Below are 25,088 nucleotides of genomic sequence, written 5' to 3' on the forward strand. Positions count from 1 at the left end.
GTGGATGTATCAAGAGTGTACGCATGAGCTTGCAGAGCAATGGAAGTCAATTTGCGAGCAATTTAAGCCAGAAGATTTGCAAGCGACATTCCAGTTTATTCAAGCACATGCAGAAGATTTTGTGATCGAGTTCTATCAGCAAATGTTGCTTGAAGAACATGCGACAGAATTTTTGTCTGCAGAGATGGTGAAGAATCGCTTAAAAAACTCTTTATATCAGTGGCTAATTTCCAGTTTTGAAGTTCCGTTTCAACACAATTATAACGAGATTGTAGAAAAGCAATTTAAAGTGGGCGATGTGCATGCACGTGTACAAATTCCATCTTGGCTGATTATTCGTGGTGTGCGCGTTATTATAAAAAAGGCTTTTGAGTTTTTTGCAACAGAAGCCAATAGCAACTTAAATCAGTTTAATTATTTAAGCCAAATTTTATGCTTTGCCACAGAAATTATGTGCCGATCTTATGAAATGAAGGTCGAAGTACATAATGATATGAAACATACCTATCGCTTATTTTCTGCCATGCAAGATGTTGCCGTGCACAAAGATCGACAACGCGGAACTTTGCTGGATTGGGAAAATGAACTGATGTTTCAGGTGGTGTCCGATCACACCAAAATGACGCAACCGATTTTATCTAAAACAGAATTTGGTTTATGGTTTATTCATAAAGCGGCTTATGCATTTTCAAGTTCGGAACAAGTACAAACTATTACTGAATTTATTTATCAGGTGGATGAATTAATTCAGAAAATTGGTCAATGTGAAAGTCAGGCACAGGCAATTGAAATGATTCAATCCATTCGTGCCAAGAATCGTGAAATTTTGCATTTAGTCGATCAAATTTTTCAGGTGTCTGAATATATCAATTCAGGCAATGATGCCTTAACTCAACTGCTCAACCGCCGTTATTTAAATACCATCGTGTCCCGTGAAATTAATTTTTCACGAAAAAATAATTCGCCTTTAACATTGTTGGCGATAGATGCCGATCATTTTAAATCAATCAATGACCGTTATGGACATGCAGCAGGAGATGATGCATTACAGTTTTTAGCTGATGTGATTTTGCAATATGCAAAAGGCAGTGACTATGCCTTCCGAATTGGCGGCGAAGAATTTTTACTGTTACAGATTGATACCACCATTGATCGTGCCTTGGTAGTCGCTGAAAATATTCGTAAACGTGTCGAAAAAGCCACATTAAAAACATCAACAGGTGAAGAATTTAACTTTACCATTAGTATAGGTGTGCATGAATATGATGGGCATCCAGACTATCAACGTTTTTTTGAAGAAGTGGATAAAGCCTTGTATATGGCAAAAAATAATGGACGCAACAATGTGTCTGTAGGTTGAATCTGAAGATGTATCAAGCTAATTTTTTAATCTAAAACCCAAAAATCCCGAACATAAATTTCGGGATTTTTTATTTGATTGAGGAACTTAGCCACAATTTAAAAACTCTCAGGCACCGCACTTAAAAATTCACGACGGGCTTCTTTATCTGTTTTAAAGTCACCTACAAAAGATACGGTACGTGTGGTCGATTCCTGTTTGCCTACACCGCGCATCATCATGCACATATGGGCTGAATCAATCACCACAGCAACACCGCGTGCTTTGGTCACTTCAGCCACAGCTTCCGCAATTTGCTGAGTCAGATTTTCCTGAATTTGCAAACGACGTGCAAACATTTCGGTAATACGGGCAAATTTAGACAAGCCTAAAACATTACCTTCAGGTAAATAGGCGATATGCACGCGACCATAAAATGGCAATAAATGATGTTCACACAGTGAGTAGAACTCAATATTTTTCACCAAGACCATTTCACGGTTGTCGGATGGAAATACGGCATTATTGGTCACTTCGGCTAAGGTTTGGCTATAGCCCGAAGTTAAATACGAAAAAGCTTTAGCAGCACGCATCGGCGTATCTTTTAGACCTGGACGATTAAGATCTTCACCAACGGCGGTTAGGATGTTTGCGTAGGATTGCTGCATAGACATAAGACGTGTTCACTTACACTGATATTGAACAAGGTCGGCATTGTAACAGAAAACTATTGCAATGCCTTGTTTAAAAGATGAAACCGATTACTGTTTAAACTTTGGGTTCTTTTCGCTGCGTTTAAGCAACACTAAAACTGCACCAGTGCCACCTTGTTTTTCAGGCGCACTCACAAAAGCCAAAACATCACGATGCTGACGCAGCCAGCCATTTACATAAGTTTTTAAAATGGCTTCAGGGCCTTTGCCATGCACAATTTTAATCACGTTCTGGTTTTCATCTTTAGCCATTTGAATGATTTGCAAAACGGCTACCCGCGCTTCTTCTACCGTACAACCGTGCAAATCAACAGCTTCAAACCAGCGTAAGTTGCCTGCTTTTAAATCTTCAAAGACTTTATGTTGCAAAGTTGCAATGCGATAGCTCAGCGAAGCTTGGCTGCCCACAGGGTTAAGCATGGCTTGCGTATCGGACAGCAAGGTATCATCGGTTTCCATAGGGCCTATGGCTGCTGCACGTTTGGCCAGCGTTTGGGCATCTGGTTTTTTCTTGGCAGTGTGTTCGATTTTTGCAATATTGCCTGCGTCCATTTTTTGAACGCCTTGCATTTGCTGACGAAACAATGCGAGATCATCTTCCTGTTGTTGCTCAGGCGTCTGAACTTTGGGTTCAGACGGCTTGGCAATGCTTGAAGTATGAGGCTGAGTGATTTGCTTTTTAAAAGATTTTAGTAAATTGTACTGTTCTTTAGAAAGCGAAGAATCATGTTTACTCATGGTATTTCAAATTGGATTATAGATTTTCAGGCTGACCAAACAGTGCCGTAAAGGCATGGTCAGGACGTGCTTGTTTCATAAAACTTTCACCGACCAAGAAACTGTGAATCTCATGGTCTTGCATCATGCGGACATCTTCTGGTGTGGCGATACCACTTTCCGTGACCAATAAACGTGCAGGTGGCAACAAGTTTTTTAAACGCAATGAGGTATTTAAATCGACTTCAAAGGTTTTTAAATTTCGGTTATTGACCCCTAAAATACAACGCTCTGAAAGATTTAAAGCACGTTCCAATTCAGTTTCATCATGCACTTCAACCAACACATCTAAATGATGTTCAAAAGCCGTTTCCGACATTTCTTCCAACTGTTGGTCAGATAAGCAAGACACAATCAATAACACACAGTCTGCGTGTAGGGCACGTGCTTCTACCACACCATACGGATCAATCAAGAAATCTTTACGCAGGGCAGGCAAGTTACAGTGTGAACGGGCAATCTGAATATTTTCATCTGCACCCTGAAAGAAATCGACATCAGTCAGCACTGATAAACAGGCTGCACCTGCGGCTTCATATTGCTGTGCAATTTCGGCAGGGTCAAAGTTTTCACGAATAATGCCTTTAGATGGTGATGCTTTTTTAATTTCCGCAATCACCGCTGGGCGTTTGTTACGCAAGGCTTGTGCAAAGCCACGTGCAGGTGTTGCTGCACGTGCCAATTGTTCTAGGTCTGCATAACTGCGTTGTTTTAAACGCTCGGCAAACTCTTCTTTTTTACGTTCTACAATTTTACCTAAAATGGTATTGCTAATATCCACCATGATGCACCTTCCTGATTTGCTTTATGCTTCGTACTGTTTGAGCGTTTTGGTAAATTCAGACAACACGCCCATTTTTTCCAAAGCTTGTCCACCATAAATAATGTCATGTGCCAAAGCGACACCTTGTTTGTAGCTTGTAGTTAGACCCGAAACATAGATACCCGCACCCGCATTGAGTGCAATCATATTGGCCGCTTTTTCGCCTTTGTCTGATTTGTTTTTGCCTAAAGCATCTTTAATCAAACTCAAGCTTTCAGCAGAGTTTTCTACAATCAGTCCTGTTAAAGTTTGAGATTCAATTCCCACGCTTTCAGGGGTAAGTTCCCATTCGGTAATTTCACCATCTTTGAGTTCTGCAACATAAGTGCTCGAAGCAAGGCTAATTTCATCTAAACCATCTTTAGAATGCACCACCATGACATGCTCAGCACCGAGCTGTTTCATCACTTCTGCAATCGGGCGGCATAATTCATTGCTAAACACCCCAATGACAAAACGCTTTACACCCGCAGGGTTAGTCAATGGCCCAAGCAAGTTGAAAATACTGCGAATACCCAACTCTTTACGCGGGGTAACCGCATATTTCATGGCTTTGTGATGATTCGGTGCAAACAAGAAACCTACGCCCATTTCACGAATACAGCGTTCAGTTTGTTGCATGTTTAAGTCAAGATTAATGCCTGCTTGCTCAAGTAAGTCAGATGAGCCTGATTTGGTTGAAACCCCACGGTTACCGTGTTTGGCAATGGTTGCACCTGCAGCTGCAATGACAAAGGAAGAGGCGGTAGATACGTTAAATAGGTTTTGACCATCGCCACCTGTGCCGACAATATCCACGAGGTAAGGAATATCGCTGACATCAATTTTGATGGCAAATTCACGCATTACACGTGCAGCAGCAGTAATTTCATCAATGCTTTCGCCTTTTAAGCGTAAGCCCATCATCAATGCACCAATTTGAGCGTCTGTTGCTTCGCCCGACATAATCGCGCGCATCACATCTTCCATTTGAGGCTGAGTCAGGTGAATTTGTTTTGTAATATGGTTGAGTGCTTGTTGAATATTCATGTGATTTGACTCGCTCATTATGCGTAAATTTCCAAAAAGTTTTTAAAGATTTGATGACCGTGTTGGCTCAGGATCGATTCGGGGTGAAATTGCACGCCTTCAACAGGCAAAGTTTTGTGCTTCACGCCCATAATTTCTTCCATCGAACCATCTGCTTCTTTGGTCCAGCATGTCACTTCCAGACAATCTGGCAAGGTTGCTTGATCAATCACCAAAGAGTGGTAACGGGTTGCAGAAAATGGTGAAGGCAGATTGCTAAAAATACCTGTGTTGCTGTGGTACATATCCGATAAACGACCATGCATCACGGTTTTAGCGCGCACAATGTTTCCACCAAAGGCTTGTCCGATACTTTGGTGTCCTAAACACACACCCAGTAACGGAATTTTGCCTGCAAAATGCTGAATTGCAGGAATAGAAATCCCTGCTTCAGATGGAGAACAAGGGCCTGGGCCAATCACCAAATACTTGGGTTGCCATCGCTCAATATCTTCTAATGTCACGGCATCATTACGAACGACTTTTACTTCCTGATTTAACTCGCCAAAATACTGGACGATGTTGTAGGTAAAAGAGTCATAGTTGTCGATCATTAAAAGCATGAGCTAACCTATTGAAAATTGAACACTTTAAGTGCTAAAGAGTCTGAGATAATTTGCTTTATTCCTGCGCCTATAACGAGAAAGGACTTTATTTTTCTTGTCGAAAAGAAGGTGGAATAAGGAAGCGCTTATCATCATAGCAAAAAATAAGCATTTTCTGCGGACTATTTATATGATAATCCCTGTTAAAGCTTATCAGCGCATTCACCAATTTATAGATTTTCAAAGCTTGCTGCGCAATGTTCAGGTTTGATCTGAAAGAAATGATCACTTGATCAAGCTGGGTCATTCAGCAGTCATATTTTAGCTTCACACTTATAGATAACGTAAAAAATGCGCTAAAAAGTAGCATCATGGCGCATGTTATTAGCGGTTCACGTCAGGTAGTTTGAGTGCAGCGTTTCGATAGAAAATACAAATCTGCAGTATAGATATTTTCAATCAGCTTGCTCGAAAAGAATACAGATTTAGGATTTTTAAACGATCTTATTATTTTTGCTCAATAAAAAATAAAGTGTTGTTTAATATTGTTGAATAATTTGCATTGCTCAATGAAAGTACGGCACAGCAAAATACTTGCATAGATACAGTTTGAGCTATTTTTTGATCTACAATTCAACAGAAATAAAACATAAATGCACTAAAATGGTGCTATGTTTTGCAGTTTTAAATCAAATCAAATGAACAGTGTTTGAATATGGTGCAAATCGTATTTCTGACAGTATAATAGCGACAAAGTAATTTTTTTAAATGATGTATTCTCATACGGAATTCATGGTTTTAGCTTTGCTTTTAAAAGTTGGTACGCTAATTGCTTAATAACTGCCAACTACTAACACGCACTTTCGGGTGCAACAAAAAACATCGGAGCAAAATGAGCATGGCGAACAAGGTCCTTCAACTCATCCAAGAAAGTGGTGCAAAATGGGTCGATTTCCGCTTTACAGATACTAAGGGTAAAGAGCAGCACGTAACTTATCCTGCAGACAGTATCGATGAAGATACTTTTGAAGACGGTAAAATGTTTGATGGTTCTTCTATTGAAGGCTGGAAAGGAATCGAAGCATCAGACATGATCTTACGCCCAGATGCCAACACAGGTTTCATTGACCCGTTCTTTGCAGAACCAACAGTGGTTGTAACGTGTGATGTTATCGAACCATCGACAGGTCAAGGCTATGACCGCGATCCACGCTCTATTGCTCGCCGTGCTGAAGAATATTTAAAATCGACAGGTATTGGTGATACTGCTTTCTTTGGTCCAGAACCAGAATTCTTCGTATTTGACGAAGTAAAATGGGACATCGATATGTCTGGCGCGCGCCACACATTAATCGCTGAAGAAGCTGCATGGTCTACAGGTAAAGACTACGAAGCTGGTAACTCAGGTCACCGTCCACGTGTGAAAGGCGGTTATTTCCCAGTACCACCAGTAGATTCTTCTCAAGATATGCGTGCAGATATGTGTGCAAAAATTGAAGAAATCATGGGGCCTGGTCGTGTAGAAGTACATCACCATGAAGTTGCATCTTGCCAGTTAGAAATTGGTGTGAGCTTCAATACTATGGTGCGTAAGGCTGACGAAGTGCAACAGTTCAAATATGCAGTTTGGAACGTTGCGCATCAATATGCAAAAACTGCAACCTTTATGCCTAAACCAATGGTAGGCGATAACGGTTCAGGTATGCACGTACACATGTCTATCTCTAAAGATGGCAAAAACTTATTCGCAGGCGATGAATACGCAGGTTTGTCAGAAATGGCGTTGTACTTCATTGGCGGTATTATCAAACATGCCCGCTCTTTGAACGCGTTGACTAACCCATCGACCAACTCATATAAGCGTTTAGTACCGCACTTTGAAGCACCAATTATGTTGGCTTACTCAGCGCGTAACCGTTCTGCATCTATTCGTATTCCTTACGTGTCTAGCCCGAAAGGCAAACGTATTGAAGCGCGTTTCCCTGATCCAATGATGAACCCGTACTTAGGTTTTGCGGCATTGTTGATGGCGGGTCTTGACGGTATTCAAAACAAGATTCACCCAGGTGAAGCTGCAGATAAAAACTTGTATGACCTTCCGCCTGAAGAAGAAGCAAAAATCCCAACTGTGGCACACAACCTAGAAATGGCGCTTGATGCTTTGAAAGAAGATCACGACTATTTATTAAAAGGTGGTGTATTCACCAAAGACATGCTTGATGCTTATATCGAATTGAAAACTGAAGATGTACGTCGTTTGAACACGACGACTCACCCAGTTGAATTTGATATGTACTACAGCTTGTAATACATCAAAAATCTTAAATTTGAAAAACCCGCTTCGGCGGGTTTTTTGTTTTAGATGGTGCAATCATGGTTTTGAATTGGCATGGATTTTATCAAAATATAAGAATTCGCTTAATTTTTTTGGATAATTGCAGGGAATTGCGCCATCGGTCACAAAACTTTGCCTAAATTTGGGCTACACTAGGCTATCTTGTTAAGGTGGCGGAACATGCGAACACAGCCTATTTTTCCCAAGCAGGCAAATCTGCCTTCTGAATTAAAAACATGGCTATATGCAGCAGGTTCTTTGACCCAACAACTGACTCAGCTCGCAGGCGGACAATTTAAAGTTGAACCACTGCAGCAATCTTTTCAGCGTTTAAATTTACAAGATGCCCAGTGGATGCAAATGCCACATTGGCACACCTCATGGGTGCGTGAAAGTTATTTATATGGTTGCGATGAACAGCCGTGGGTCAAAGCCAAAAGTATTTTTCCGATTTTAAGTTTACAAAGCAAAGCCCGTTTATTTCAGCATATTGGCAATAAACCCATTGGCTGGTTTTTATTTCAGCGTACCAATCCGTTGTGTCAAAGGCGTGTGGTTTTGCTCGATGAAGGCTGGACACGACAGAGTTGCTATACTTGGCATGGCTGTAAATTTATTGTGCAAGAAACTTTTTTACCGCGTTTTGAGCAATTTATTCAACAACATTAAGATACGAGATTGGTATGGCATTGGCACAGCAGATCACGTGGCGTGAGCGTTTAGAAGCATATTATTATTTGTGTCGTTTCGATAAACCGATTGGCACAGAACTGGTGTTTTGGCCAACCATGTGGGCCTTGTGGATTGCTAATCAGGGCATGCCGTCTATCGGGATATTAATCCCTATGATTCTGGGCACAATTTTTATGCGCGCTGCAGGCTGTGCCATTAATGACTTTGCTGACCGTAAGGTGGATGGTCATGTGGAGCGTACCAAAACACGTCCTTTAGCCACGGGTGTGATTAGTGCCAAAGAAGCCATTTATGTATTCTTGGGTTTGGTTGCACTTAGCGCAGCCATGTTGTTGTTCTTACCGATTGAAACTTTTTATTGGTCATTTGGGGCATTATTTTTAGCGTTTATTTATCCGTTTATGAAACGCTACACTCATTTGCCGCAAGTGTTCTTGGGAGCTGCATTTTCATGGTCTATCCCGATGGCTTATACCGCTGTAGGTGCAACGCCTGATCTTACTTGTTGGTTATTGTATTTTGGCAATTTGGCGTGGACTGTGGCTTATGACACCCAATATGCAATTACTGACCGTGAATATGATTTGAAAATTGGGGTGAAATCTACCGCAATTTTATTTGGTCGCTATGACATTCAGATTATTTCATTGTTGCAAGCGGGCAGTGTGCTTTTGATTGGTACGGCATTGTGGTTAGAAAATTTATTGATTCCGTTTGGTTTAGCGGCGTTATTGGTGGTGGTTGCAGACTTTATATATCAATGGAGTAAAACTAAAGATAAAGATCCGCAACGTTGTTTTTGGGCATTTCGTCATAACCGTTGGGTAGGGCTGATTATTTTTTCAGGAATCGTATTGGCTTTAATGTAAATATTTCTGTGCGATAAAAAACTGAGCAAAGCATCTGATGGTAGTTTGGTCAGGTGCTTTTTTATTCGATCGCTGATCAATTTTTGCTGTTAAAAATTAAACTGAGCATTAGAACGTGCGTACTTATGCACAAAGCACAATCAGCATTATTCTGATATATTGAGCCTCATTTTGAAGTTTGAATTAGGAATAGATGATGTCACAGTCTGAACAGCAAGCACCTGCAAAAAAGCCAAGCCTAAAAAAGATGATTTTCTTGGCAAGCTTAGGTTTGTTGATTCCTATCTTTTTGGTCAGCATGGCATTTTTAGCAGTCAATAGTGATGCCAAAAATCAGGAAAAATATAAACAACAGCAGGCAGAAATTATTGCGCGTATTGAAGCGCGTGAAGCTGCAGCACAGCAAGCGAAGCAGGCGGGTCAGACACAAGCTGCTTCAGAAGCTACACCTTAATATCGAGTTGATGATCTCAACTCAAATCTGATTGTAGTTGTCTGATACTTGGAATCTCGGTGTATCGGACAACGCGATAACCTGCCTCGTGAAACATTGCATCCCGTTCTGCATCTTCCTGTTCTTTGCCAATATGTGAGGGGTCATCTAACTCTATAATTGCAATGACCTGCATTTCTGCATTTAAGATCACAAAATCAGTCACTTTACGATTAAACAGCGCACGAATTTTATAGTGGTTGTTGGTGATTAATGCGCTAAACGCCACTTGTGCCAAGATGTGATGCTCAGGAAAAGCTTGTTTTAAACGCATAAACATTCTGCGTTCAAAAGCAGTCATCATCGGTTTAGGATAAAAGTTTTTCTTGGGGAAAAATAATTGCTTAAAAATTAAGATAAACAGGGCAAGGCTAGCCAAGCTACCAATAAGCAAGAAAGTCGATTGACTGGATTCAAACATAGATGATGCGGTGTCGTTAGACCCTAAACAGCAGGAATAAAAAACCCACGTCATAATGCGTGGGTTTTTTAAGAATTTTGGCTCTCCCACCTGGGCTCGAACCAGGGACCTGCGGATTAACAGTCCGTCGCTCTACCGACTGAGCTATGGGAGAATCTGACACGCATTCTATGTGGGTATCTGTTTTTGGTCAAGCTGGAATTGAAAAAAAACCGTAATTATAGATTAACTGCTTTAAAAATAATCATCTAGCTTTGTTTCAACGCAGTTTTTAGAGTGCTTGAATGGCTTTTATATAATCTTCGCGTGTCTGTGGTGGGTTGGTTTTACGACATAAGTTAATTAATTGCAGCATCTCTTGCTGAGTCATTTCTGTTTTCACTTGGCTTTGAATTTGTTTTAAGGTGGCTTGTTGTTGTGCGTTCAGATCACGACTGCATTGATACAGGCGTTCATACATGAGTGTCGCAGCAGTTTTATTGCTTTCAGATTTTTGCGTACATTGAAAAATTGCAAAAATCACCACAATCAGAATTGTCCAAAAAATCAGGGATTTTAACCAAGGCGCTTGCATGGGCTTTCAAGTTTTATTGTTGTTGATGAACCTAAGTTAGCGAAAAAATAGAGTCATCACAAGAGGGGATAGCCCGATCTTCACTGTATGGTTTTAATTTTGATTTAAGGGGAGAGTGAGGCCTGTTCCATTCGTTTAGAACATCATATCCACTATAAAAACAATAAAAATTGCAAAAACAAATCCCACGTCATACTGCGTGGGATTTTTAGAATCTTGGCTCTCCCACCTGGGCTCGAACCAGGGACCTGCGGATTAACAGTCCGTCGCTCTACCGACTGAGCTATGGGAGAATAGATTGGCTCTCCAACCTGGGCTCGAACCAGGGACCTGCGGATTAACAGTCCGTCGCTCTACCGACTGAGCTATTGGAGAATCTGTGGGGCATTTTAGGGATGAAAGTTTAAATCGTCAACACGTTCATCATCAGAAATGTATTGTTTGCTTTATAAATATTCATTTCATCTGCAAAAATAAAAAAACTGCCCATAAAGAGCAGTTTTTCTACAGAAAAATAGAAATTATTTTTCTACACCAGCATCTTGACCTGCGTATTTCGCATTTGCGTAATCCCAGTTTACAAGGCTTTCTAAGAAAGTTTTGATGTAAACAGGACGTGCATTACGGAAGTCGATGTAGTAAGCGTGTTCCCAAACGTCAATCGTCAATACTGCAACTTTGCCGTGCGCCATTGGTGTGTCAGCATTTGAAGTTTTCATAATAGAAAGTTTGCCATTCACTTCGTCAGCTACTAACCAAGCCCAACCTGAACCGAATTGAGTTGTTGCAGCAGCAGCAAATTCTTCAGCAAATTTTTCGTAAGAACCGAAAGCTTCATCAATTTTAGCAGCCAAAGCACCAGTAGCTTTACCACCACCGTTTTTCGCCATACAGTTCCAGTAGAACGTGTGGTTCCAAACTTGCGCTGCGTTGTTGAATACACCAGCTTTAGCTGCATCACCCGCAGTAGCTTTAATGATTTCGTCTAAAGTTTTACCTTCAAGCTCAGTACCTGCGATTAGGTTGTTTAGATTTACCACATAAGTATTGTGGTGCTTGTCGTGGTGGTATTCTAAAGTTTCTTTGCTGATGTGCGGAGCAAGATCTTCGTAACCGTATGGTAAAGCCGGTAAAGTAATGGTTGTCATGTTTTCAATTCCTTGCATTTTGCTGGGTTTTAACATTAAGTGGCTCTATTGTAATAGATTTCGAGATCAAATTGCGCATTAGGTATAAATAACCATACAGAATAAGACTCGAATGTATACATCTAAAGACTATGTTAAACACAGATGTCATTTGAGTGAAATCGTTGGGTGAAACGGTGTATTAAATTGGGTTATTTAATTCAAAATAACTATACTCAATATTAAACTGTTCTGAAATAGCTTTTGCGAGTCGTTGTACACCATAGCGCTCAGTCGCGTGATGTCCGCAGGCATAATAATGCACGCCTAGTTCTTTGGCTTCATAATAGGTGCGTTCACTGACTTCGCCCGAAATAAAGGCATCACAACCTTGTTCTGCCGCTTTGCCAATAAAATCTTGTGCTGCACCCGTGCAGAACCCTACTTTTTGAATCTGACTTTTTTCGGCAGGAAGATGAATGGTTTTAAAGCCTAAACGCGCTGTGAGATAGTCACGAAATTCGGTTGCGCTCATGGCTTGCTTTAAAAAACCAATATTACCAATAGGATGACGTTCACTCGGGTCTAGGGCTTGCAAATTTTCTAATGCCAAACATTCAGCAATGGCAGCATTATTGCCTAGACTTGGGTGTGAATCGAGCGGTAAGTGATAACCCACCAAAGAAATATCATGCTGGATTAAACTTTTGATGCGTTTACCGCGCATGCCTGTAATTGGGTAAGGTTCGCCTTTCCAAAAATAGCCATGATGTACCAACAGTAAGTCTGCATTTTGGGCAATAGCAGCATCAATAGCCTCTTGAGAGGCAGTCACTGCACATAAAATTTTTTGAACTTCAGACTTACCTTCAATTTGTAAACCGTTGGGCGCGTAATCTTTAAATTCATGTGTATTTAAAGTTTGATCACACCATTGAATAATTTCTTTTAGCTGCGCCATAACTTTCTCAAATTGCTCATATTTAGCCAATATCAAAACATATTTTGTATTGTAACTAAAGCAAGACAAAACTCTTGGGCTTTTTTATGTTTCTATTTGTGTTTCGTTTTACAATAGCTCATTCAATGACTTAATCATCAAAAAAAATTTACTTAGAGGTACAAAACGTGCGCCGGACCTTTACCTGGTTACCTTGGGTGTTACTCATTCTGGTTATTATTGGCTTTGTGACTTGGCAACAACTGCAAAAACCGAAAGCGCCTGTGGCTGCCGATGGGGTCAAAATGCCTGCCGAGAAAGTTGAACCATTAATTGATACAACACGGACAGGTGGGGTGGTGTCGTATAGCGCTGCGGTTAAAGTGGCAGCGCCTGCGGTGGTAAATATTTTTACCACACAAAAAGTGAAACAAATGGATCATCCATTGTTAAATGACCCTGCATTTCGTGAATTTTTTGGCAATCAGTTACCCGATCAATTTAAGCAAGGCCCAAATGAAAACAGTTTGGGGTCTGGGGTCATTGTTCGTCCAGATGGTTATATTTTAACGAATAATCATGTGATCGCGCAGGCTGAACAAATTGTCGTGGCTTTGCACGATGGACGCCGTGCGGTTGCAAAAGTTGTTGGAACTGACCCAGACACAGACTTAGCGGTCATTAAAATTGATCTAGAAAAACTGCCTGTATTGCCATTTAAACTGAGTGGCAATGAAGTGGGCGATGTCGTACTTGCGATTGGTAACCCATTTGGTGTGGGACAAACCGTGACTCAAGGGATTATTTCTGCGACAGGACGTTCTGACTTGGGTATTAATACCTATGAAGATTTCATTCAAACCGATGCAGCAATTAATCCAGGTAACTCAGGTGGTGCATTGATTGATGTGGCAGGGAATTTGATTGGGGTAAATACGGCAATTTTCTCGCAATCAGGTGGTTCATTGGGCATCGGCTTTGCAATTCCTGCACAAGTCTGTCAGCAGGTTTTAAACTCGATTTTAAAAGATGGACGTGTGGTTCGTGGTTGGTTAGGTATTAGTTTGTTGCCTGTGCAACAAGACAACATTTTAGAACCTGCACAAGGCGGTGTAGTGGTTGCTGATGTACTGCGCGGTGGCCCTGCAGCAGAAGCAGGTTTAAAACGTGGTGACAAAATTTTAAAAGTGAATGATGAAGCGATTACTTCAACCTCGCATTTAATTAATTATGTTGCTGCACAAGCACCGCATACGACGGTGACTGTTTCAGTTGAACGTGGTGAAGAAGCCTTAGATTTGGAAGTCGCAGTCGGTGAGCGCAAAGTTCAAAATACCGATAAGCAATTTATTCCATTGCCTGAATAATAGATTTAACAGTAACAATTTAGCCTTGCCCGTTTGCAGGGCTTTTTTGTTGGCTAAGTAAATGAAGATCGACTGGAAATAACCAAAGTGATACGGATAACGTGATTTGATTTATCTCTGGGTAGATACAAAGAGAAGGTGGGCTAAATAAACTGTATTGATGAATGATGATACTTTTTGATAGATCTAATCAATCGAGGGTTTGGTTTTGTGTGGCAAGTGTGGATGTATTCGGTGTTGATGTCTTAGAAGATTTAAACGTGCTGTTTAAACATGATGGGTCTCAACTTAGATAAAGAAAGGCATAAAAAACAGCAACCGAAGTCGCTGTTTTTCTAGATCCATTGAAATTATTGCTCTTGCTGAATACCTGCCACTAACCAGTCTTGATTAGAGCCTGCAGGTTTTACAAAGTGCCAAATTTCTGTAAATGGTTGCGGTAAACTGTTCAGGTCTTCGCTGACTGTACCTGTAAAGCGTACACTTATGACATATTGACCATTTTCAGTTGCAGAATCGACCACCATGGCATTCAAGTTAGAAAACTCTGCTACATCTTGGTCTTGGTTTGCCATAATGTCCTGATACATCGACTGATATAAATCAGGAGTTAAATAACGCTGAATTTCTGCGATATTACTGGCTGTGTTCATAGACTGAATATGGTTAAAACGCTGACGCGCTACACGTAAAAAGGTTGCAGGCTCTGAACCATCAGGCAATTGATTGCCACTGTTGGTATAAGCTGCACCAAATGGCGCGTTATTATTGGCAGCTTGACCAAAAGGCGCTTGGGTAGAAGCGGCAGACCCCCCAACAGATTGACCAAAAATATTGGTATTGTCGTTACGTGGCGCTGCAGCAGGTGGTGTTTGCGCAAACGGTGCCTGATTGGCACCGCTATTTGGCGCATACGGATTAGGCGTTAGTTTTTTTTTTGCGCCCATCTTACGGAAAATGAAGAAGGCAACAGCAGCAGCGAGTAAAATCCAAATCCAGCTTGGAATACCGCCTTTTTCCTCTTGCGCTTCGGCAGCACTTGCAGCTTGATCATCGGCCAAGGCATTGGCAGCAACCGCACCAATTGCCGCACCTGCAACACCTGCAGCAACCATACCACCTACGCCTGGACCAGATTTTTGCTGTGCTGGTGCAGTTGTTGGTTGTTGTGCTGGCGTTGTTTGACGAGGTTGTTGGTAAGACTGAGTTGGAGCAGCCGAACGACTCATGCCATGGCTTTTACCGCCACCTGCACGTTTTGCTTCTGCTGCTAACGGAGCTACCAATAAAGTCGCTGTGAGCATTGCTGCGATCAAACCACGCTGTCGAACTTCCATCAAATTTTCCTATATTAAAATAAAGTTAAGCTGTGTATTTATGCAGGCATTTGCTGCGAATTTCAATATAAATATGATATTTTTTCTTGAAACTGAAAAAATATCATCCAAGGATTTAACCTAAGTTTTCACTTAAATTCATGGCTTCAGTTAAGGCTTCATGCAAACGCGCCACCGCAATAATTTGCACACCTGCAATGGCTTTTTGTGGGGCATTGCCACGCGGCACAATAATATATTTAAATCCGTGTTTAATAGCTTCTTTTAAGCGTTCCTGACCATTTGGTACTGGGCGGATTTCACCCGATAAACCGACCTCACCAAATACTGCCAATTGTTGTGGCAGGGCTTTGCCACGCAAGCTAGAAGCACAGGCAAGTAGTACAGCAAGGTCTGAACCTGTTTCGGTAATTTTTAAGCCGCCGACCACATTCACATACACATCTTGCCCTGAAGTTTGTACGCCGCCATGCCGATGCATCACCGCCAATAGCATATTCAGACGGTTTTGTTCCAGACCTAAAGCCACACGTCTAGGCTGACCATGTGCATCATCCACCAAAGCTTGTACTTCAACTAAAAGTGGTCGCGTTCCTTCGCGGCTAATCATGACAATAGAACCTGGAATTGCCTCATCATAACGGCTCAAAAATATCGCAGATGGATTGGCAACCTCGCGTAAGCCTTTATCGGTCATGCCAAAAACGCCCAGTTCATTCACTGCACCGAAACGGTTTTTGACTGCTCGAATCATACGGTAGCGTGAGTCTGACTGTCCTTCAAAATACAAGACGCAATCGACCATGTGTTCAAGGACGCGCGGCCCCGCTAAAGCCCCTTCTTTGGTCACATGACCGACAATAAACAGCGCAGTGCCACTATTTTTAGCAAAACGAGTCAGCAAGGCAGCTGATTCACGAATTTGTGAAACACCACCTGGAGCAGACTGCAACGTTTCGGTATATAAAGTTTGAATCGAGTCCAGAATGGCTACCGCAGGGCGTTCATGCGCCAAAACTTCACAAATCCGTTCGACACAGGTTTCTGCCATGACTTTCAGTTGATCGGTGGGTAAGTCTAAGCGTTGAGCGCGTAACGCCACTTGCGAAAGAGATTCCTCACCTGTGATATATAAAGCGGTGTTATTGGCAGCCGCCATGTGAGTCGCAGTTTGTAGCAAAATGGTCGATTTCCCGATACCAGGATCTCCACCAATCAGTACCACAGAGCCCGTAACCAAACCGCCACCCAAAACACGGTCAAATTCCCCAATGCCTGTTGTTAAACGGGTTTCGTGCGATACAGACACTTTATTAAGCGTGGTAATGGCGGCCGCTTGTCCTGCATAGCCACCGCCCATTTTAGGTTGGGCACGATGCGTCACCGCAGGGGAAATACTGACCTCATGAAGTGAGTTCCATTCCCCACATTCTGAACATTGACCTGCCCATTTAGGATGATCTGCACCACATTGTTCACAGCGATAGACACTTTTTACTTTTGCCATAACCCAGTCATTGCATCAATTAAAAACTGACTACAGCATACAGAGGAATGTTCGCGAAATGAATGTTATCTGGATTTTTCATGGAAAATCATACAACCACGTGGGTGATTGTATGATTTATGATTTGAACGGAATAATTCAATGAATTGGGTTTATTTAGGGTTTGTTGACATTTCATAAATGGCTTGCGCTGTAGGCTAAAACTGAGCAGATTAGGCATGAAACGCAGGGAATAGCGAGACTATTGCCAAGTTTCATAACGCAATCTGAGAAAGTTTTAGCCACAGCCTTTCAGGGCAAGCATATTTTTTGCTGCTATTGCGTTATGCGCCAGTCATTTAGAATGACTAAATCTCCTGTCCCATGCCTTATATCAGCTAAAAAATATGCGTTGCCGCAAACATAGACGAATTGTCAACAGACCCTAATACAACTCGCCAGATTTGCGCTTCGCAATAAAGTCTTTGGATTCTTTGGCAATCACACCAGACAGTAACAACAAGGCAATTAAGTTTGGTACAGCCATTAAACCATTAAAGGTATCGGCAAATAACCAGACTAAATCTAGGGTGGCGATGGTGCCAATGAACACTGAAGCAATATAAATTAAGCGGTAAATCAACACGTATTTTTCGCCGAATAAATAAGTACAGCATTTTTCACCATAATAGCTCCAACCGAGAATGGTGGAATAGGCGAAGAAGATGATCCCGAAAGTGACGACCCAACCACCAAAGCCTGGCAATAACTGGTCAAAAACCTGTGTGGTGAGTACAGCACCTGTTGCACCACCAAAGCTATTACCTGCCATAATGAAGCTCATTACCAAAACAATCCCCGTGATGCTACAGACAATAATGGTATCAATGAAGGTACCTGTCATAGACACTAAACCTTGACGCGCAGGGTGGTCGGTTTTTGCAGCCGCAGCAGCAATTGGGGCAGAACCCATCCCTGCTTCGTTGGAGAATACGCCACGTGCAACCCCGTAACGAATTACTGCACCAATTGCACCGCCCGCAACTGCTTCACCAGTAAAGGCATCACGGAAAATTAGCTCAAATGCAGGCACGACAAGGTGTAAATTATTCAGGATAATAATTAAACCGCCTGTAACATACAGAATGGCCATAATCGGAACAATCACCGAAGATGCTTTGGAAATCGAGCTAATTCCGCCCAAAATCACCAATGCAGAAAATACGGTAATTACCACGCCAGTAATCCAAGTTTCTACACCTAAGCTATTTTCAACTGCTAAAGCTACGGTGTTGGATTGTACTGAACTACCAATTCCAAACGAGGCGACTGTGCCAAAAAAGGCAAAGATAATCGCGAGCCATTTCCATTTTAGTCCGCGTTCAATGTAGTACATTGGGCCGCCTGACATTTGCCCTTTTTCGTTTTTAATACGGTATTTAACCGCCAAAACACCTTCACCATATTTGGTCGCCATACCAAACAGGGCAGTCATCCACATCCAAAACACTGCACCCGGGCCACCGAGGACGCAAGCCGTTGCAACACCTGCAATATTTCCCGTACCAATGGTGGCAGAGAGTGCAGTCATCAGTGATGCGAAATGTGAAATATCGCCCGGTTCTTTTTGCGCTTTGTCGTGTTTGCAAAAGACTTGTTTAAAAGCCAGTGGCAGCATGCGGAATTGCCAGAACAATAAGCGGAAGGTGAGGAAGACGCCCGTTCCCACAATGAGAACCAGCATGTATGGACCCCAGACCCAACCGCTTAGGGTTTCCATCATCGATTGTAAATTTTGCATAAATTTCTTCTTATAAACGCAGTGTATAAATGCTTAGTTTGTGACTGTAGTTGAACAGTTGTAAAAATTAAGCAAGTGATATGCCAGTCTTTAAAACTTCCTGTTAAAAGAACTTGGTTTTAAGCACGTTATATTTTTTGCATAGTTTTTAGATTTTGACAATTGATGCCTTGAAATAAAATTGACTTTATCTGTGTCAGAAGTCGCAATTTTTCAGACCTGATAAGGTCAATCTATGCCAGCAGAATAGTAAGTAAGCTAGAATTTTTACTAAGCTCAATATAATCTCTCTGCATTAGCACTTTGGTCGCGGCAGTGATCGCGTTATACTTCATCGAAAATATTTTATAGGTGGTCAGATGCGTACCGTCATTTGCTGCATGAGTGTTTTGCTTACAACAGTGGTTTTGGTCGGTTGTGGTCAGTCAGGTACATTACAGTTACCCAATGACCCAAATTACGACAAACGCGCAAAATATTTGTTATATCCAGATGCTGCGCCTAAACGTGCAACGCAATCGGCAACATCGTCAGACACAGCCGTACCTGTGCAACAGCAGTTTGCTGCACCTGCTGCATCTACATCGACTACACCTTAACGCTTTCTAGATAAAGGATACATTCATGAGTTTTACCCGCATTCAAGGGGTTTTGCACGCCGAGCAATGTTCGCTACAACAACTCGCACAGCAATTTGGCACACCACTCTATGTTTATTCAAAAGCGACTTTTGAAAAGCATTATTTAGATATGGATCGTGCTTTCCACTTTATCGATCATCAAATTTGTTTTGCGGTAAAGTCAAACTCGAATCTTGCGGTATTGAATGTATTGGCTAAGTTGGGTGCAGGTTTTGATATTGTGACAGGCGGTGAATTGGCGCGTGTTCTCAAAGCAGGTGGTGATGCATCGAAAATTGTTTTTTCAGGTTTAGGTAAAACTGAAGCCGATATTCAAAAAGCGTTGGAAGTTGGGATTGCCTGCTTTAACGTAGAATCGCATGCAGAATTAGACCGTATTCAAAAAGTTGCGGCAAGCATGAATGTCAAAGCACCAATTTCATTACGGGTTAACCCAGATGTCGATGCCAAAACCCATCCTTATATTTCTACAGGCTTAAAAGAAAACAAGTTCGGGATTCCGTCTGATTCGGTATATAGCACTTATGAATATGCGGCTTCTTTAGCAAACTTAGATATCGTTGGAATTGACTGTCACATCGGTTCACAATTGACCGAAACACAACCGTTTGTCGATGCTTTAGATCGCGTGATTGTGATGATTGATACCTTAAAAGAAATGGGTATTCAGCTCAAACACATTGATATTGGCGGTGGTTTAGGGGTGACTTATAAAGATGAAACTCCACCAACGGTTGAAGAATATGCCAATGCTTTACGTCCCGCTTTAGAAAAGTTAGGTCTTAAAGTGTATATGGAACCGGGTCGTAGTATCTCTGCCAATGCGGGCGTGCTGCTAACAAAAGTTGATTTACTCAAACCGACCAATCATCGTAACTTTGCGATTATTGACGCTGCCATGAATGACTTAATCCGTCCTGCGTTATATGAAGCATGGATGGACATTCAGCCCGTAACCCCACGTACTGATGTTGAAACGCTAGAGTGGGATGTGGTTGGTGCAATTTGTGAAACAGGTGATTTCTTGGGTAAAGAACGTCAGCTTGCGATCAAAGAAAATGATGTTTTAGCTGTAATGGGTGCGGGCGCATACGGTTTTGTGATGAGTTCTAACTACAACAGCCGTGGTCGTGCAGCTGAAGTCATGGTCGATGCAGATCAAGCACATTTAATTCGTGAACGTGAAAGCATTGAATCGCTGTGGGAAAGAGAGCGTTTATTGCCATAAGGGGAATTCGAGATGTTATTAGAATTTACCAAAATGCATGGTCTGGGCAATGACTTCATGGTGGTTGATCTCATCAGCCAGCGTGCGTATTTGGATGCGCTGACTATTCAACGCCTTGCAGACCGCCACTTCGGGATTGGCTTTGACCAACTCCTGATTGTGGAACCGCCCGATTTACCAAATGTCGATTTTAAATATCGCATTTTCAATGCCGATGGTTCTGAAGTGGAGCAGTGCGGCAATGGTGTGCGTTGTTTTGCACGTTTTGTGCATGAACGTCAGCTTACGACCAAAACCAAAATCAAGGTGCAAACCAAGGCAGGCATTGTAGAGCCTGAATTGGGGCAAAACGGTTGGGTGCGGGTGAATATGGGCTATCCAAAATTCTTGCCGCATGAGATTCCATTCATTGCCGATGAGCCTGATAACTTATATGACATTGCGCTGAAAGATGGTGCTGCATTGACCATTGATGTGGTGAACATAGGCAATCCTCATGCTGTGACCATTGTGCCTGATGTATTGACTGCCGATGTTGCAGGTATTGGCCCAGAAGTGGAATCACACGAGCGTTTTCCACAGCGCGTCAATGCAGGTTTTATGCAAATCATTGACGAAAAACATGCGCGTTTGCGTGTGTTTGAACGTGGCGTAGGTGAAACCTTGGCTTGTGGTACAGGTGCATGTGCTGCAGCCGTTTCGGGTATGCGCCGTGGCTTATTGTCTAATTCAGTTGAAATTGAACTGGCAGGTGGTAAGTTGCAAATCGAATGGCGTGAAGGCGATGTGGTGTGGATGACAGGGCCAACTGCTAATGTCTATCACGGTCGTTTGGATTTAAATTATTTTCAGGGCTGATGTTTCGTTCTAACATGAACAGCTCTTATCTTACTTAAAAGCACTTTTCAAAACGAATGGTGCTTTTTTGTATCTTGCAGCACGGATTAGGTATGCTGTACTGAATGTCACTCTAAAAACTTCTACTCATTATGCCGCAACTGATTTTTTTACCTGGCGCTTCAGGCAATACCGCATTTTTTCATCCGCTAATCGAAAAAATTGAAAAATTGCCGTGGCAGAATGCTGTAAAAATTGTGGCTTATCCTGAATTTAATCATCAACCTGCACATTCACAGGTACATGATTTTGCAAGTTTGCAGGCTTATGTGTTGGCGAATATCCCAGATGATTGCATTATCATTGCACAGTCGATGGGTGGTATTTTTGCAGTTGCTGCCGCGTTGCAATATCCAGAAAAAGTCAAAGGATTAGTATTGGTTGCAACATCTGGTGGCATGGATTTAAGCAGTTTTCAGGTGCAAGATTGGCGACAAGACTATCAAGCAAGTGATTTAAATTATCCTGACTGGTTTGTAGAGGCAAAGGCCGATTACACGGTAGACTTTGCTAAAATCAACATGCCTATTTTGTTGTTATGGGGTGATCAAGACCCGATAAGTCCACTGGCGGTAGGTGAGTTTTTACAACAACAATTTCCACAAGCCGTATTAAAAATTGTGCATGATGGTGATCATTTGTTTTTAGAAACACATGCAGATCAGGCGGCTGAACACATTGCTGCTTATTTATCTCAGTTTGCCGCAGTTCAGCAATCGGAGCGTGACTAATGTACGATCCGCAGCAACTATTAAAGATGTGGCTCAAAGAACGAGAAATACAACAGCAGTCACCGCATACGTTAAAAGCCTACGCACGCGATTTAAACGATTTTTTTAGCTTTTGTGAGCAACAACAACTTGCCTTATATGATGTAGAGGCTGCAGATTTGCGCCATTATTTAGCGCAAAAAGTAGAACAGCAACAGTTAAATAGCAGCAGTTTACAGCGCATGTTGTCAGCGATTCGTCAGTTTATGAAATGGGCCGAGCAAGGGCAGTATTTACAATTTAATCCAATTGATAATTTTCAGCTAAAACGTCAGCCACGACCTTTGCCGGGTTTGATTGATATTGAAACGATTCATCAAATTTTGGATCAGCCTGAACCTGAAACTGAAGTACAACAACAAATGTGGCGACGCGATAAAGCGATTTTAGAATTGCTCTATTCGAGTGGTTTGCGCCTAGCAGAGGTACAAAGTTTACGTATCCGCGATTTAGATTTTAACCGTCAATTGCTGCGCATTACGGGTAAAGGCAATAAAACCCGTATAGTGCCTTTTGGTCGCAAAGCCAAAGATGCGGTGATGCAATGGCTGCAGATTTACCCTTTATGGCAGGGCGATTTTGTACCCGATGCAGCATTGTTTATTACTCAAAAAGGTGAACCTTTAAAAGCACGCCAAATTGAAAATCGGGTGAAGTTTCAGGCGCAGCGTGCGGGCGTTAATGTCGATTTGCATCCGCACTTATTGCGACATTGTTTTGCAAGTCACATGCTGTCGAATAGTGGGGATATACGTGCAGTCCAAGAAATGCTTGGGCATAGCAATTTAAGCACCACGCAAATTTATACCCATGTCGATTTTGATCAGTTAGCGCGAGTTTATGATCAGGCACATCCACGTGCGAGTAAAAAGTAAAGCTTTACCTAAAGTCGGCATTATTTTTGCAAGTTAAAATATAGCTATTTCATACTGCAAATATTTTTCTCACAGTCAGTTGTAAAGCCTTTGTGCTGTACTTAATACTTTAAGTAAAAGCGCTTTCACCAAGATGTCATTGCAACTATTGTAGAATAATAAAAAAGTGCGTTATGCAGTATAAAGAAGCAGAAAGAGTGGGTCACACGAATAATAGACATGGATGACATTATTTTTTGTTCCACTGCATAACACTTTGGATATCAAATGATAGGCAAAACCATGATTTCGAATCTTCAAGAAAAATATGAACAATTAAGCCCAAGCCAAAAAGAAATTTTTGCAGGTTATGGCTTGCGTCAAGTGAAACATTTTGTCGAAATAAGCTTGCCGATGATCGAGCAAGAACTACCTGCCGATTGTTTAGTGCAGGGTATTAATGCCGAAGGTAAAATGCAGGCGATTCATCCGCAAACGCAACAAAGCTATTTATGGATTTCAGATCAGCAGTGGCAAGCACGCTCATCCGCTGGTAGTAAAATAGATGTAAAAGAAGATTTTATTGCAGTTTGGGAAATTTTTAATTTACAGGCCTATGAGTTGATAGATTTAAGTCATATCCACCGTGACTTTTTAGAAACTCAGCAAGTTTAAGCTGAGTTTTTTTTATGCCCTTTATCAGGGAGGTGGCGTGGTGAAAGCGCATAAATATCCATCAAAATAAAACAGATTGTTTATTTCATACCCAATAAACTGCTGAATACAGTTTTGTGAACCAGCAGTCACATTTTAAAAGAGCATTTATATCTGAAAAAATACTGCAAAAAATAAAGTTTTCTATCTTTAATGACAGTCAGATTATGGGGTTTTATGTAAGGAACTTTGCTTAAATTGTAGGGGGAACTCAATTTGAATTGCATTTCAATCAATCTTGTTGATGAGGGAAATAAATAAAAAACATAATATAAATCAAAGCTTAAAATTGCTTATATAATCGTCGCTTGGTTTGTTAATTTTTAGAAATAAAAAAGTATGAACGCATCGTTCAGTTAATTTTCGGCATTTTTAGCCTTGTTTAGACAATTCTGACTTGACCGAAATGCCGATCACATAGCAAGATAGGACACCTAAAAAATTTAAAGCGAAGAGTTATTATTAACTTTTCTCAATATTTACTTTTGCTAAAACAGCCGAGGATTACATGAAGGCTCTTGTTGCTGTAAAACGTGTGGTAGATGCCAACGTTAAAGTTCGCGTTAAGCCGGATAATAGTGGAGTTGACCTAACTAACGTTAAGATGTCAATTAACCCATTCTGTGAAATCGCAGTGGAAGAAGCGGTTCGTTTAAAAGAAAAAGGAACTGTTTCAGAAATCGTAGTGGTATCCATTGGTCCTAAAGAAGCGCAGGAACAAATTCGTTCTGCAATGGCGCTTGGTGCAGACCGTGGTATTTTGGTTGAAACAGCCGATGAGATTGGTGCACTTGAAGTGGCTAAAATCTTAAAAGGTGTTGTTGAACAAGAACAACCACAACTTATTTTATTGGGTAAGCAAGCTATTGATGACGACTCTAACCAAGTTGGTCAAATGCTAGGCGCTTTACTTGGTGCAGGTCAGGGTACTTTTGCTTCAGAAGTAAAAGTAGATGGCGACAAAGTTCAGGTAACACGTGAAATTGACGGTGGTTTACAAACTGTTGAGCTTGCACTTCCTGCAATCATCACCACTGACTTACGTTTGAATGAGCCACGTTATGCGGCACTTCCAAACATCATGAAAGCACGTAAAAAACCGCTAGACACCAAATCTCCTGCAGATTATGGCGTTGCAACAGGTACTAAGCTGAAAACTGTAAAAGTTGAAGCACCTGCTGAGCGTAAAGCGGGCGTACAAGTGAAATCTGTAGATGAGCTTGTAGAAAAATTGAAAAACGAAGCGAAAGTGATCTAATACAGAAGGATAAAAATC

General features: G+C 41.6%; 25 protein-coding genes and 3 tRNA genes. 13 read left to right on the top strand and 15 right to left on the bottom strand.

What is annotated here, in order from left to right; translation table 11 throughout:
* Positions 1-4: 4 nt before the first annotated feature.
* On the top strand, positions 5-1,360 hold the full coding sequence (locus FTV28_RS01250; RefSeq protein ID WP_104853199.1) for a diguanylate cyclase: 1,356 nt from the start codon (positions 5-7) through the stop codon (positions 1,358-1,360).
* 98 nt (positions 1,361-1,458) lie between these two features.
* Here FTV28_RS01250 and folE read toward each other — a convergent pair whose 3' ends face one another.
* From folE to FTV28_RS01275, 5 genes are all read right to left on the bottom strand, one after another.
* Entirely contained in the window at positions 1,459-2,007 is a 549-nt protein-coding gene (gene folE / locus FTV28_RS01255) for a GTP cyclohydrolase I FolE (RefSeq protein ID WP_171062567.1), read from the bottom strand.
* Between the two features lie 93 nt (positions 2,008-2,100).
* Positions 2,101-2,790: a Smr/MutS family protein gene (locus tag FTV28_RS01260; RefSeq protein WP_104853200.1), complete on the bottom strand. Its 690-nt coding sequence runs from the start codon at positions 2,788-2,790 to the stop codon at positions 2,101-2,103.
* 16 nt (positions 2,791-2,806) lie between these two features.
* On the bottom strand, positions 2,807-3,613 hold the full coding sequence (trpC, locus tag FTV28_RS01265; protein WP_179989275.1) for an indole-3-glycerol phosphate synthase TrpC: 807 nt from the start codon (positions 3,611-3,613) through the stop codon (positions 2,807-2,809).
* A gap of 21 nt (positions 3,614-3,634) precedes the next feature.
* Positions 3,635-4,681, bottom strand: a complete 1,047-nt coding sequence (gene trpD, locus FTV28_RS01270) for an anthranilate phosphoribosyltransferase (RefSeq protein ID WP_004971918.1) — start codon at positions 4,679-4,681, stop codon at positions 3,635-3,637.
* A gap of 17 nt (positions 4,682-4,698) precedes the next feature.
* Positions 4,699-5,283, bottom strand: coding sequence for an aminodeoxychorismate/anthranilate synthase component II (locus FTV28_RS01275; protein WP_004971915.1), 585 nt, complete (start codon positions 5,281-5,283; stop codon positions 4,699-4,701).
* 874 nt (positions 5,284-6,157) lie between these two features.
* Here FTV28_RS01275 and glnA point away from each other — a divergent pair.
* From glnA to FTV28_RS01295, 4 genes are all read left to right on the top strand, one after another.
* Positions 6,158-7,573 carry a type I glutamate--ammonia ligase gene (gene glnA, locus FTV28_RS01280; protein ID WP_171287402.1) on the top strand — a complete coding sequence of 472 codons (1,416 nt, stop codon included), beginning with the start codon at positions 6,158-6,160 and terminating at the stop codon, positions 7,571-7,573.
* A gap of 207 nt (positions 7,574-7,780) precedes the next feature.
* Positions 7,781-8,269 carry a chorismate lyase gene (locus FTV28_RS01285; RefSeq protein ID WP_004971911.1) on the top strand — a complete coding sequence of 163 codons (489 nt, stop codon included), beginning with the start codon at positions 7,781-7,783 and terminating at the stop codon, positions 8,267-8,269.
* 14 nt (positions 8,270-8,283) lie between these two features.
* A complete protein-coding gene (ubiA, locus tag FTV28_RS01290) occupies positions 8,284-9,162 on the top strand; it encodes a 4-hydroxybenzoate octaprenyltransferase (RefSeq protein WP_131261595.1) in 879 nt (292 codons plus the stop codon).
* A gap of 196 nt (positions 9,163-9,358) precedes the next feature.
* Positions 9,359-9,616 carry a hypothetical protein gene (locus FTV28_RS01295; RefSeq protein WP_167845873.1) on the top strand — a complete coding sequence of 86 codons (258 nt, stop codon included), beginning with the start codon at positions 9,359-9,361 and terminating at the stop codon, positions 9,614-9,616.
* A 16-nt stretch (positions 9,617-9,632) separates the two neighbouring features.
* Here the strand turns inward: FTV28_RS01295 and FTV28_RS01300 are convergent, their stop codons facing one another.
* The 7 genes from FTV28_RS01300 to FTV28_RS01330 all read right to left on the bottom strand — a co-directional run bounded on the left by FTV28_RS01300 (position 9,633) and on the right by FTV28_RS01330 (position 12,738).
* Positions 9,633-10,076 carry a DUF2726 domain-containing protein gene (locus tag FTV28_RS01300; RefSeq protein ID WP_004971902.1) on the bottom strand — a complete coding sequence of 148 codons (444 nt, stop codon included), beginning with the start codon at positions 10,074-10,076 and terminating at the stop codon, positions 9,633-9,635.
* 78 nt (positions 10,077-10,154) lie between these two features.
* A tRNA-Asn gene (locus FTV28_RS01305) sits at positions 10,155-10,230 on the bottom strand.
* A gap of 117 nt (positions 10,231-10,347) precedes the next feature.
* Entirely contained in the window at positions 10,348-10,650 is a 303-nt protein-coding gene (locus FTV28_RS01310; protein WP_004971899.1) for a hypothetical protein, read from the bottom strand.
* Positions 10,651-10,867: 217 nt separating this feature from the next.
* Positions 10,868-10,943 (bottom strand) — tRNA-Asn (locus tag FTV28_RS01315).
* 6 nt (positions 10,944-10,949) lie between these two features.
* A tRNA-Asn gene (locus FTV28_RS01320) sits at positions 10,950-11,025 on the bottom strand.
* 146 nt (positions 11,026-11,171) lie between these two features.
* On the bottom strand, positions 11,172-11,798 hold the full coding sequence (locus tag FTV28_RS01325) for a superoxide dismutase (protein ID WP_179989276.1): 627 nt from the start codon (positions 11,796-11,798) through the stop codon (positions 11,172-11,174).
* Positions 11,799-11,979: 181 nt separating this feature from the next.
* A complete protein-coding gene (locus FTV28_RS01330) occupies positions 11,980-12,738 on the bottom strand; it encodes a Nif3-like dinuclear metal center hexameric protein (protein WP_004971895.1) in 759 nt (252 codons plus the stop codon).
* Positions 12,739-12,905: 167 nt separating this feature from the next.
* Between FTV28_RS01330 and FTV28_RS01335 the strand changes: the two genes are divergently transcribed.
* Positions 12,906-14,084: a trypsin-like peptidase domain-containing protein gene (locus FTV28_RS01335; RefSeq protein ID WP_004971893.1), complete on the top strand. Its 1,179-nt coding sequence runs from the start codon at positions 12,906-12,908 to the stop codon at positions 14,082-14,084.
* Between the two features lie 350 nt (positions 14,085-14,434).
* On the opposite strand, the gene FTV28_RS01340 is transcribed toward FTV28_RS01335, so the two are convergent.
* The 3 genes from FTV28_RS01340 to FTV28_RS01350 all read right to left on the bottom strand — a co-directional run bounded on the left by FTV28_RS01340 (position 14,435) and on the right by FTV28_RS01350 (position 18,708).
* Positions 14,435-15,421 carry a Tim44 domain-containing protein gene (locus tag FTV28_RS01340; protein ID WP_004971891.1) on the bottom strand — a complete coding sequence of 329 codons (987 nt, stop codon included), beginning with the start codon at positions 15,419-15,421 and terminating at the stop codon, positions 14,435-14,437.
* Between the two features lie 115 nt (positions 15,422-15,536).
* The gene (gene radA, locus FTV28_RS01345) at positions 15,537-16,928 is read right to left on the bottom strand and encodes a DNA repair protein RadA (RefSeq protein ID WP_179989277.1); all 1,392 of its coding nucleotides are present in this window, start codon (positions 16,926-16,928) and stop codon (positions 15,537-15,539) included.
* Positions 16,929-17,352: 424 nt separating this feature from the next.
* Positions 17,353-18,708 (bottom strand): sodium:alanine symporter family protein, encoded by a 1,356-nt coding sequence (locus FTV28_RS01350; protein ID WP_179989278.1) that lies wholly within the window; start codon positions 18,706-18,708, stop codon positions 17,353-17,355.
* A 359-nt stretch (positions 18,709-19,067) separates the two neighbouring features.
* On the opposite strand from FTV28_RS01350, the gene FTV28_RS01355 reads away from it, so the two are divergent.
* From FTV28_RS01355 to FTV28_RS01385, 7 genes are all read left to right on the top strand, one after another.
* Positions 19,068-19,307 carry a lipoprotein gene (locus FTV28_RS01355; protein ID WP_004971884.1) on the top strand — a complete coding sequence of 80 codons (240 nt, stop codon included), beginning with the start codon at positions 19,068-19,070 and terminating at the stop codon, positions 19,305-19,307.
* A gap of 25 nt (positions 19,308-19,332) precedes the next feature.
* Entirely contained in the window at positions 19,333-20,577 is a 1,245-nt protein-coding gene (gene lysA / locus FTV28_RS01360; RefSeq protein ID WP_004971882.1) for a diaminopimelate decarboxylase, read from the top strand.
* A gap of 12 nt (positions 20,578-20,589) precedes the next feature.
* Positions 20,590-21,435 carry a diaminopimelate epimerase gene (dapF, locus tag FTV28_RS01365; protein ID WP_167845877.1) on the top strand — a complete coding sequence of 282 codons (846 nt, stop codon included), beginning with the start codon at positions 20,590-20,592 and terminating at the stop codon, positions 21,433-21,435.
* 131 nt (positions 21,436-21,566) lie between these two features.
* Positions 21,567-22,205, top strand: coding sequence for an alpha/beta fold hydrolase (locus tag FTV28_RS01370; RefSeq protein ID WP_096900946.1), 639 nt, complete (start codon positions 21,567-21,569; stop codon positions 22,203-22,205).
* A complete protein-coding gene (xerA, locus tag FTV28_RS01375) occupies positions 22,205-23,119 on the top strand; it encodes a site-specific tyrosine recombinase/integron integrase (RefSeq protein WP_004971874.1) in 915 nt (304 codons plus the stop codon). Before FTV28_RS01370 ends, xerA begins: the two co-directional genes overlap by 1 nt.
* Before the next feature lie 282 nt (positions 23,120-23,401).
* Complete coding sequence (locus FTV28_RS01380; protein WP_004971871.1) at positions 23,402-23,773, top strand: hypothetical protein; 372 nt, start codon at positions 23,402-23,404, stop codon at positions 23,771-23,773.
* Between the two features lie 547 nt (positions 23,774-24,320).
* Complete coding sequence (locus tag FTV28_RS01385) at positions 24,321-25,070, top strand: electron transfer flavoprotein subunit beta/FixA family protein (protein ID WP_096901145.1); 750 nt, start codon at positions 24,321-24,323, stop codon at positions 25,068-25,070.
* Positions 25,071-25,088 lie beyond the last annotated feature (18 nt).

Origin of the sequence: Acinetobacter sp. YH12252 (assembly GCF_013417365.1) — a bacterium.
In the GTDB taxonomy this organism is placed as follows: domain Bacteria; phylum Pseudomonadota; class Gammaproteobacteria; order Pseudomonadales; family Moraxellaceae; genus Acinetobacter; species Acinetobacter towneri.

Excerpts from the sequence above, each read along its gene's own strand:
- FTV28_RS01250 (WP_104853199.1), top strand. The coding sequence starts at position 5 with ATGTATCAAGAGTGTACGCATGAGCTTGCAGAGCAATGGAAGTCAATT.
- folE (WP_171062567.1), bottom strand. The coding sequence starts at position 2,007 with ATGCAGCAATCCTACGCAAACATCCTAACCGCCGTTGGTGAAGATCTT.
- FTV28_RS01260 (WP_104853200.1), bottom strand. The coding sequence starts at position 2,790 with ATGAGTAAACATGATTCTTCGCTTTCTAAAGAACAGTACAATTTACTA.
- trpC (WP_179989275.1), bottom strand. The coding sequence starts at position 3,613 with ATGGTGGATATTAGCAATACCATTTTAGGTAAAATTGTAGAACGTAAA.
- trpD (WP_004971918.1), bottom strand. The coding sequence starts at position 4,681 with ATGAATATTCAACAAGCACTCAACCATATTACAAAACAAATTCACCTG.
- FTV28_RS01275 (WP_004971915.1), bottom strand. The coding sequence starts at position 5,283 with ATGCTTTTAATGATCGACAACTATGACTCTTTTACCTACAACATCGTC.
- glnA (WP_171287402.1), top strand. The coding sequence starts at position 6,158 with ATGAGCATGGCGAACAAGGTCCTTCAACTCATCCAAGAAAGTGGTGCA.
- FTV28_RS01285 (WP_004971911.1), top strand. The coding sequence starts at position 7,781 with ATGCGAACACAGCCTATTTTTCCCAAGCAGGCAAATCTGCCTTCTGAA.
- ubiA (WP_131261595.1), top strand. The coding sequence starts at position 8,284 with ATGGCATTGGCACAGCAGATCACGTGGCGTGAGCGTTTAGAAGCATAT.
- FTV28_RS01295 (WP_167845873.1), top strand. The coding sequence starts at position 9,359 with ATGTCACAGTCTGAACAGCAAGCACCTGCAAAAAAGCCAAGCCTAAAA.
- FTV28_RS01300 (WP_004971902.1), bottom strand. The coding sequence starts at position 10,076 with ATGTTTGAATCCAGTCAATCGACTTTCTTGCTTATTGGTAGCTTGGCT.
- FTV28_RS01310 (WP_004971899.1), bottom strand. The coding sequence starts at position 10,650 with ATGCAAGCGCCTTGGTTAAAATCCCTGATTTTTTGGACAATTCTGATT.
- FTV28_RS01325 (WP_179989276.1), bottom strand. The coding sequence starts at position 11,798 with ATGACAACCATTACTTTACCGGCTTTACCATACGGTTACGAAGATCTT.
- FTV28_RS01330 (WP_004971895.1), bottom strand. The coding sequence starts at position 12,738 with ATGGCGCAGCTAAAAGAAATTATTCAATGGTGTGATCAAACTTTAAAT.
- FTV28_RS01340 (WP_004971891.1), bottom strand. The coding sequence starts at position 15,421 with ATGGAAGTTCGACAGCGTGGTTTGATCGCAGCAATGCTCACAGCGACT.
- radA (WP_179989277.1), bottom strand. The coding sequence starts at position 16,928 with ATGGCAAAAGTAAAAAGTGTCTATCGCTGTGAACAATGTGGTGCAGAT.
- FTV28_RS01350 (WP_179989278.1), bottom strand. The coding sequence starts at position 18,708 with ATGCAAAATTTACAATCGATGATGGAAACCCTAAGCGGTTGGGTCTGG.
- FTV28_RS01355 (WP_004971884.1), top strand. The coding sequence starts at position 19,068 with ATGCGTACCGTCATTTGCTGCATGAGTGTTTTGCTTACAACAGTGGTT.
- lysA (WP_004971882.1), top strand. The coding sequence starts at position 19,333 with ATGAGTTTTACCCGCATTCAAGGGGTTTTGCACGCCGAGCAATGTTCG.
- dapF (WP_167845877.1), top strand. The coding sequence starts at position 20,590 with ATGTTATTAGAATTTACCAAAATGCATGGTCTGGGCAATGACTTCATG.
- FTV28_RS01370 (WP_096900946.1), top strand. The coding sequence starts at position 21,567 with ATGCCGCAACTGATTTTTTTACCTGGCGCTTCAGGCAATACCGCATTT.
- xerA (WP_004971874.1), top strand. The coding sequence starts at position 22,205 with ATGTACGATCCGCAGCAACTATTAAAGATGTGGCTCAAAGAACGAGAA.
- FTV28_RS01380 (WP_004971871.1), top strand. The coding sequence starts at position 23,402 with ATGATTTCGAATCTTCAAGAAAAATATGAACAATTAAGCCCAAGCCAA.
- FTV28_RS01385 (WP_096901145.1), top strand. The coding sequence starts at position 24,321 with ATGAAGGCTCTTGTTGCTGTAAAACGTGTGGTAGATGCCAACGTTAAA.